This window comes from Actinotalea alkalitolerans, from assembly GCF_023369855.1.
Taxonomy (GTDB): domain Bacteria; phylum Actinomycetota; class Actinomycetes; order Actinomycetales; family Cellulomonadaceae; genus Actinotalea.
On record NZ_JAMBPP010000007.1, the window covers coordinates 103965 to 111476 of the forward strand.

The following is a 7512-nucleotide window of genomic DNA, read 5'->3' on the forward strand; positions in this document are numbered from 1 at the left end:
CCTCAGGGCAGTGTCGTGACCGTCCGCACCGGTCCGGTGACTGTGCCCAGCGAGTTCGTGGCGACCAGCCGGTAGTGGTAAGTCCTGCCGGGGAGCAGGCCGTCGAGCCTGAACGTCACGGTCTTCTCCCAGGTGAGCGCGTCGACCTGCTGCGGGACGGTGCTGCTGCCCAGCGCCGGGGACGTGCCCCACTCGAGCCGCGCGGAGGTGGCGAGCAGGTGGGGGTGGACCCCTACCCGCACGGTGGCCGAGGTGCGGGTGCGGTCCGCGCCCAGGGTGCCGGTGCTCGTCGGTGGGCCGTGGGTGTCGGTGACCCGCGTCAGCACCGACGTCCCTGCCACGGTCGTCGCGGTGACCCGCCAGTAGACCCTCGACCCCACGGGCAGCCCGCTCGCGGTGTGGGTGACGTGCTTGGCGTAGGGGACGTCTGCGACGTCGATCACCGGGCTCGAGCTGCCGTAGCCGGTGGACGGGCCCCACTCGAACCGGACCGTGGCCGCGTGACCGTGCGGGTTCACCCAGGCGTTGAGCTGGATCGACGTCGCAGTGCGCTCCCGCTCGCTCGCGGTCAGGGTGGGCGCCGGCGCCGCCTGCACGGTGCGGCGGTCGACGTTGCTCGAACCGGTGGCGTCGGTCACGGTCAGCCGAGCCTCGTAGGTCCCCGCGGCGTAGGTGTGCGTGAGGTCCGAGGGTGGCTGGCCCTGTCCCGTCCGCACGGTCCCGTCGCCCAGGGCGAGGGACCAGCTCGTGATGCCGGAGCCGTTGCGCGAGGCCGTCCCGGTGCTGCCCGACGCGTCGAGGGTCAGGGTGAGCGGCGCGGTCCCGTGCGTGACCGAGGGGCGCAGCCACGCGTTGGCCCGGGCGTGGGCGGTCGATCGGGCACCTGCGTCGACGAAGCCCTGGAGGGACGTGGGGGTCGAGTCGACCCACCAGGCGCAGTTGCCGTGCGCGTGGAAGGCCACGACTGCCTTGACCTCGGGCCACCCGGCCAGGGTGGACATCGACTCGCGGTACCAGTTGGCCTTGCGGGTCGAGGAGGTCGAGTCCTCGAACGAGCCCCACTCGGCGAGCATCAGGGGCTTGCCGCGCGCCTGACCCCAGGCCCGGAAGGGACCGGCGATCTCCGACATGGGTCGCCAGCGGGAGGGGACACCGGTGGTGCAGGCGTTCCAGTTGTACGGGTCGAGGGCGAGCCAGTCCACGACGTCGTCCCCCGGGTAGTAGGCCTCGGCGCCCGCGGTGACCGCTGCGGCACCGAAGCTGCCCGGGGTCATCACCCAGGTCCACGCGACGTTGGTCGCACCCTCCTGGCGGAAGACCTCCACGAAGTGCCGCCACGCCGCACGGAACTCGGCGGGGGTCCCGTGCCCGGTGGCGTAGTCGGGCTCGTGGTGGAAGGTCAGGAAGACCGGCACCCCGAGGGAGCGCACCGCTGCGGCCTGCTCGCGGATGCGCGTGTCGTGGGCGCCCTGGGCGATCTGCGCCCAGGGGAGCCGGGTGCGGTCCTCCAGGGTCGGCTCGATCGAGAGCACGGGTGTCCGTCCGCGCTCGATCGTCCGGACCACCGGGTTCGGGGGCATCGGGGTGTCCCAGCGGACGTACCACCGCATCAGGTCGAGCTTGCGGCCGATGTCGGTCTCGAAGGCCGCGACGCTGCTCTCGGCGTCGCCCGCAGCACGGCCGGCGACGTGCGCACCGAAGAGCATCCCGCGGGCGGGGGTGAGCTGCTCCGACGCCGTGCGCGGGTCGGTCTCGCCGACCGAGCTCGCTGCGGCAGGGGATGCCTCGGCCGACGGGACGGTGAACGACCCCGCGGCGACCAGGGCCGCGGCCAGGGTCATGACGGTGGTGACCCGGACCCGCAGGGTCGTCGAGGGTGGGCGGACTGAGGGCACGGTGACCTCCGAGAGGTGGCGCGCGGCGACCCGCGGCGCGATGGCGTGGACGGCGACGGAAGATGACCGCTGCGACCGGCCGGGGTCACCCGCCGTCGGGTGCCGGTCTGGTCGCGCGCTGGTCAAGGGGTGCTACGACTCATCGCCGGCCCGGGCCCGTACCTGAGGTGTCCGACCGGGTGGTTCGGTGCCGGGACCCCTAGGGGAGTCTGCGTGCGAACCGGGGTCGGGTCAGGGCTCATCCCGGAGGTGCGCGCCGTCCGGCCGCGGCAGGGTGGTGGTGTCCGGACCGGACCGCCCGACCCATCGACCAGGAGAAACCCGTGAGCATCCAGGACAGCTTCACCCGTCAGGGCCTCGTCCGGCCCCGTGACGGACGTGTCATCGCCGGCGTCTGCGCGGGGGTCGGTCGCCGGCTGGGACTCGAGCCGTGGCCGACGAGGTTCCTCTTCCTCCTGCTGCTGCTCGTGGTGCCGGGCAGCCCGATCCTGATCTACCCGATCCTGTGGATCCTCATGCCGAACGAGCCGACCCAGGTGACCTGGGACGTGCCACGCGACTGAGGTCGTGGCCACGGCCGAGGTGCGCGGCCCCGCGGGCGCGTCCAGGTCGCGCGGGGATCAGGACGCGTGGCTGAGCTCGGAGAGGGCTCGCGCCGGGGCGAACTCGGGGGGCGGACCGCCGAAGAAGCAGCGGCACGCACCGTCGAGGTGGAGGAAGCCGGTGGAGGGCCGCGCTGCGCACGGGACGGCTGCATCGGTGAGGTCGTGCTCTGAGGGGTGCATCAGGACCTCCGGGTCCGCGTTGACCGCTTCCATACCAGAACATTCGGCACGGCGGTGGCGTTCCTGAGGGGTTGGCCGCGAGGGATGGTCGCGATCCCACGCAGGTCACCCGTCGGGACGGGCTCCGGTCCGAGCGCCTCGCCCGGCCCCGGGCGTGCGACGTCCGGTCCGGCCGAGCAGACTGTGAGCTCCGGCCGGGTGGTCGGTGGCCCGCCCGGACCCGAGGGCGGCACCTCCTGGCCGGGCGCGGACGAGGAGGAGCACCGTGTCTCGTGGACCGACCCCGGACCCCGACCACGAGGGGGGCGAGCAGGACTCCCGGCCCCGGGTCCTCGTGCTCGCCGCGACGCCGTTGCTGAGCCTGGTGATCGAGCCCACGCCTCCCGACGACGCGCCCCAGGTGCACCTGCACCTCGGTGGTCAGGGGCTGTGGCTGGCTCGCATGGCCTCGGTGCTCGAGGCCGACGTCGTGGTCTGCGGACCCTTCGGGGGAGAGTCGGGTGAGGTGCTCGCCCACCTGGTCGAGCACGAGGGGATCGGCGTGCGTCCGACCCCCTACGCAGGGGCCAACGGCACCTCGATCCTGGATCATCGTGACGGCGCCCAGGTCGAGGTGGTCCGGACCACGCCGTCGCCGCTCGACCGCCACGAGATCGACGACCTCTACGGCACCGTCCTGGTCGGGTCACTGGACGTCGACGTCGTGGTGGTTGCCGGGGCCGACCCGCCCACGACGCTGCCGGCCGACGTCTTCGGCCGGCTGGCCGACGACCTGCGCGCCACGGGCCGGACGGTGGTCGCCGACCTCTCGGGGGAGGCCACCCGGGCCGTGCTCGGTCCCGGGGTGGACGTCCTGAAGATGAGTCACTCGGAGATGCTCGACGGGGGGTTCGCCGAGCGCAGGTCGCGGGCGGGTCTGGTCGACGGCGCTCGTCGGATGCTTGCCGACGGGGTGCGCGCCATGGTGGTCTCGCGTGCGCAGGACCCGACCCTGGTGGTCACCCGGGAGCGGGCCGTGGAGGTCAGGGTTCCGCACGTGACGCCGGTCGAGCACCGTGGCGCCGGGGACTCGATGACCGCGGGGATCGCCGTCGGCCTCGGGCGCGGGCTCGACCTGGAGGAGGCGGTCCGGCTGGGAGCCGCCGCGGGGGCGCTCAACGTGGCGCGGCACGGACTGGGCACCGGTCGGCGCGAGCAGATCGAGCGCTTCGCGCACGAGGTGGCCGTCCACGAGATCACCTGACCGGCCTGCCGCGTGGCACGCCCCGTGCGGCAGGCCGGACCGGACCGGACCGGACAGGACAGGACAGGAGGCAGCATGAGAGCGCTCATCACCAACGACGACGGGATCGAGTCCGAGGGCCTCGCGGTGCTCGCACGGGTCGCCCTCGCCGCAGGGTACGAGGTGACCGTCGTGGCACCCGCCCACGAGTACTCGGGGGCCAGCGCGTCCCTGCTCGGTGTCGAGCGGGACGGCACGCTGGTCAGGCGTCCGCAGCCCTGTCCCGGGCTGCCCGAGGGCGTCCCGTCGTTCGCGGTGGGCGCCTCGCCGGGGCTCATCGCGTTCCTGGCGGCGCACGATGCCTTCGGGCCTCGACCCGACGTCGTGCTCAGCGGGGTCAACCGGGGGCCCAACACGGGCAACGCGGTGATCCACTCGGGGACGGTCGGCGCGGCGTTCTCGGCGATGACGCACGGCATCCATGGTCTGGCGGTCTCGTGCGCTGCTGCCCGGCCCCGCCACTGGGGGACGGCCGAGCGGGTCGCCGCGCACGGGCTCGCCTGGCTGACGGGGCGCGAGGCGTCGGGCGGGGTGCTCAACGTCAACGTCCCGGACGTGCCGCTGGCCGAGCTGCGCGGGGTCCGGCAGGCGCCGCTGGCGTCCTTCGGCGCGGTGCAGGCGACGGTCGACGAGGTCGAGGGTGGCGACCTGACCGTGACCTACGCCGAGATCGACCCGACCACCGACGTGGACTCCGACGCCGGGCTGCTCGCGGCCGGCTGGGCGACCCTCACCCTGCTGCGCGCCCCGTGCTTCGACCCCGACGTGACGCTGCCCGAGCACCGGGGCGGCTGGCCCGGCGAGGGGTGACGACGCGCCGGGAGCGGGGCGCCGCGAGAGGGCACGCGGAAGGTTTTGTGTCGCAGAACTGTAGTGCTACATTGGTACAAGTTCGCTACACAAAGGAGTCCTGATGCAGGCCACCGCGTTCCTCCTGATCGGCTTCACGGTGCACGCCGTGATCATGATCGTGCTGTACAGCCGTGGAGCGAGTCGCGCCGCGCGGGCTCACCGCTTCGCCCGTACCGTCGACCTCGCGCTCGACGAGACGAACGAGCCCGCCGTGACACGTCGGCTCGCCCGGCGGGAGAGGGCGGGCGCGATCGGCGTGATCGTCGCGGTGTGGTCCGTCGCGGCCTGGCTGTACGTCGGCACGGACCTGTTCGAGCGCATCACCTACGCGCCGTTCCTGGTCGTCGCCGCGGTCTTCGCCGGGCACGCGACCGGGAACGGCGTCGTGGCCTGGCGCGAGTCCACCCGGCCGACGGCGTCCGCCGGGCCCCGGATCGCCCGGGCGTCGACCCCCACCCATGCCGACTACGTGCCCGGGTACGAGCGGTGGTCCACCTGGGTCCTGGCGGGTGCGTCCGCGCTCCTCGCGGCGGCCGCGGCCCTCGTGGACCGGACCGGTCTGCTCGATCTCGGCGAGGTCCCCGCGGGGCTGCTCGTGCTGTGCGGCGTGGTGCCCGCCGCGGTCGTCGTGGTGGACGAGCTGCTCGCGCACCGGCTCGTCCAGCAGCGTCAGGTCGCGACCACGAGCCTCGAGCTGGCGTGGGACGACGCCCTGCGGGCCAGGACGCTGCGTGATCTGACCACCCTCTCGCTGTTCGTCGGTGCCGCGGGGCCCGTGGTGCTGTCGGGGGTCATCAGTGACGGCCTCGAGGGCGGCTGGCCGGCGAACCCCGCGGTCGGCGTCACTCTCGCGGTGCTGCCGATCATCCTCGTCGCGGGCGCGGTGATGACGGTCGTGAGCCTGGTGAGCAACCCTCAGCGGCACTTCCGGCAGCGGCTGTGGCCCGCGCCGGTCCCGGCTGACCAGGCAGCCCAGGCGGGACAGGCGGCCCACCGATGATGCTCGTGGTCGACCCTGCCTCGCACGTCCCGCCCTACGAGCAGGTCCGGGCCCAGATCGACACCCTGGTGTCCCAGGGAGGTCTGGTCCCCGGGCACCGGCTGCCCACGGTGCGCAGGCTCGCCGAGGACCTGGGGCTGGCCGCCAACACGGTGGCGCGGGCCTACCGCGAGCTCGAGCAGAACGGGGTCGTGATCACCAGGGGGCGGGCAGGTACCTTCGTCGCCCTGCGCGGCGCGGACCGCGAGCGTGAGGCCCGGATCGCTGCGGGGCAGTTCGCCCAGCGGGTCAGGGAGCTGGAGGTCGACCCGGTCCGGGCGCTCGACCTCGCCCGGGAGGCCCTGGAGCGCTGACCGGGCGGTGTCGGCGGGGGTCGCCGGTGCCCGAGGCGCTGACGTGCGTGGTTCGTGGGACTCAGCGGGCGTAGCGCGCCACGAAGTTCGCCAGGATGCGGGGAGGCTGGTCGACGACCGCGCCGCTGACCGCCTCGATGACCTGGGTGAGCTCGTCGGGCGGGAAGTACCCGGCATGGCGGTAGACCTCGACCCGGGCCACGATCCCGGGCACGTCCAGCTCGGGATGGAACTGCGTGGCGTACAGGTTCTCCTTGATCCGGAAGGCCTGCACCGGGCAGTGCGGCGAGGTCGCGAGCACCACGGCGCCGGGTGGAGGGGTCCGAACGGCCTCCTTGTGCCCGACGAAGGCGTCGAACGTGCTGGGCAGGCCCGCGAAGAGCGGGTCCTTGCGGCCCGCCGCCGTCAGGGTGATGGGGACCGCGCCGACCGGCTCGCCGTAGGTGCGGTCGATCACCCCGCCCTGGTGGACGCCCAGGGTGCCGACCCCGTAGCAGGCGCCGAGGAAGGGCATGTCACGTGCGACCACCTCGTCCAGGAGGGACGAGATCTCCCGCTCGACCCTCAGCTGGCCCGGGGACTTGGACTCGACCGGGTCGCTCGCGTTGAAGGGGCTGCCGCCGATGATGACCCCGGCGTAGCGGCGCAGGTCGATGTCGGGCAGCGAGGACGCCTCCGCCCGGACCCGGTGGAGCTGGTCGGGTGCGAGACCGCCGAACCGCAGCAGGGCCTCGTACTCCCCGTCGGCGGCTGCGTCGTCGGCACGTGTCGCGAGCAGCAGGAACGGGGTCACGGCCGGAGCCTAACCCGTCGGTGTGGAGGGTTCGATCTGGTTCCTCCTGGTGCATTCGCCCCGGGTGCCGTAGTGTCGTGCCCGAAGTTGCAGTGCTTGCACGTCTCGACTGTGCCGAACCCCCGGGTCCGGTACGCCTTCCTTACCAGGAGCGGACGACGAACACCGCGATGAGCGGCCCGAACGTCGGGTCCGATTGACACTCCTGAAGGAGACAAACATGGCTACTGGCACCGTGAAGTGGTTCAACGCCGAAAAGGGCTTCGGCTTCATCGCTCCCGACGACGGCGGCGCCGACGTCTTCGCGCACTACAGCGCGATCGCGTCGAGCGGGTACCGCTCGCTCGAGGAGAACCAGAAGGTCGAGTTCGAGGTCAAGCAGGGCCCCAAGGGCCCCCAGGCGGACGACATCCGCCCGCTCTGACTCTTGTTCGGTGAGCTGACGCTCACCATCGATCCACACCGAACGCCCCCCCCCCCCCCCCCGCCGGGCGGGGGGGCCCGGGCGGGGGGGGGGGGGGGGGCGGGGGCCGGGGCGGGCGGGCGCGCCCC

At 73.3% G+C, this 7512-nt stretch carries 9 protein-coding genes; 6 read left to right on the top strand and 3 right to left on the bottom strand.

The annotated features are described in order from the left end of the window. Positions 1-2 precede the first annotated feature (2 nt). Entirely contained in the window at positions 3-1895 is a 1893-nt protein-coding gene (locus M1R94_RS20745) for a PKD domain-containing protein (RefSeq protein WP_249381621.1), read from the bottom strand. 323 nt (positions 1896-2218) lie between these two features. On the opposite strand from M1R94_RS20745, the gene M1R94_RS10390 reads away from it, so the two are divergent. After that, positions 2219-2458: a PspC domain-containing protein gene (locus tag M1R94_RS10390; protein WP_249381622.1), complete on the top strand. Its 240-nt coding sequence runs from the start codon at positions 2219-2221 to the stop codon at positions 2456-2458. A 57-nt stretch (positions 2459-2515) separates the two neighbouring features. Here M1R94_RS10390 and M1R94_RS10395 read toward each other — a convergent pair whose 3' ends face one another. After that, the gene (locus M1R94_RS10395) at positions 2516-2680 is read right to left on the bottom strand and encodes a hypothetical protein (RefSeq protein ID WP_249381623.1); all 165 of its coding nucleotides are present in this window, start codon (positions 2678-2680) and stop codon (positions 2516-2518) included. Between the two features lie 265 nt (positions 2681-2945). Between M1R94_RS10395 and M1R94_RS10400 the strand changes: the two genes are divergently transcribed. The 4 genes from M1R94_RS10400 (at position 2946) to M1R94_RS10415 (ending at position 6167) form a co-directional block, all read left to right on the top strand. Next, entirely contained in the window at positions 2946-3923 is a 978-nt protein-coding gene (locus M1R94_RS10400; protein ID WP_249381624.1) for a 1-phosphofructokinase family hexose kinase, read from the top strand. Between the two features lie 75 nt (positions 3924-3998). Next, the gene (gene surE / locus M1R94_RS10405; RefSeq protein ID WP_249381625.1) at positions 3999-4772 is read left to right on the top strand and encodes a 5'/3'-nucleotidase SurE; all 774 of its coding nucleotides are present in this window, start codon (positions 3999-4001) and stop codon (positions 4770-4772) included. A 103-nt stretch (positions 4773-4875) separates the two neighbouring features. Then, positions 4876-5814: a hypothetical protein gene (locus M1R94_RS10410; protein ID WP_249381626.1), complete on the top strand. Its 939-nt coding sequence runs from the start codon at positions 4876-4878 to the stop codon at positions 5812-5814. Then, the gene (locus M1R94_RS10415; protein WP_308199900.1) at positions 5811-6167 is read left to right on the top strand and encodes a GntR family transcriptional regulator; all 357 of its coding nucleotides are present in this window, start codon (positions 5811-5813) and stop codon (positions 6165-6167) included. The genes M1R94_RS10410 and M1R94_RS10415 overlap by 4 nt, the downstream gene beginning before the upstream one ends. Positions 6168-6228: 61 nt before the next feature. Here the strand turns inward: M1R94_RS10415 and M1R94_RS10420 are convergent, their stop codons facing one another. Beyond that, positions 6229-6960, bottom strand: coding sequence for a glutamine amidotransferase (locus tag M1R94_RS10420; protein WP_249381627.1), 732 nt, complete (start codon positions 6958-6960; stop codon positions 6229-6231). 220 nt (positions 6961-7180) lie between these two features. Between M1R94_RS10420 and M1R94_RS10425 the strand changes: the two genes are divergently transcribed. Continuing rightward, positions 7181-7384 carry a cold-shock protein gene (locus tag M1R94_RS10425; protein ID WP_249381628.1) on the top strand — a complete coding sequence of 68 codons (204 nt, stop codon included), beginning with the start codon at positions 7181-7183 and terminating at the stop codon, positions 7382-7384. Positions 7385-7512: the final 128 nt, after the last annotated feature.

Bases quoted from the DNA above. Each gene is read 5' to 3' on its own strand.
- M1R94_RS10395 (WP_249381623.1), bottom strand. From the start codon at position 2,680: ATGCACCCCTCAGAGCACGACCTCACCGATGCAGCCGTCCCGTGCGCA.
- M1R94_RS10415 (WP_308199900.1), top strand. From the start codon at position 5,811: ATGATGCTCGTGGTCGACCCTGCCTCGCACGTCCCGCCCTACGAGCAG.
- surE (WP_249381625.1), top strand. From the start codon at position 3,999: ATGAGAGCGCTCATCACCAACGACGACGGGATCGAGTCCGAGGGCCTC.
- M1R94_RS10410 (WP_249381626.1), top strand. From the start codon at position 4,876: ATGCAGGCCACCGCGTTCCTCCTGATCGGCTTCACGGTGCACGCCGTG.
- M1R94_RS10425 (WP_249381628.1), top strand. From the start codon at position 7,181: ATGGCTACTGGCACCGTGAAGTGGTTCAACGCCGAAAAGGGCTTCGGC.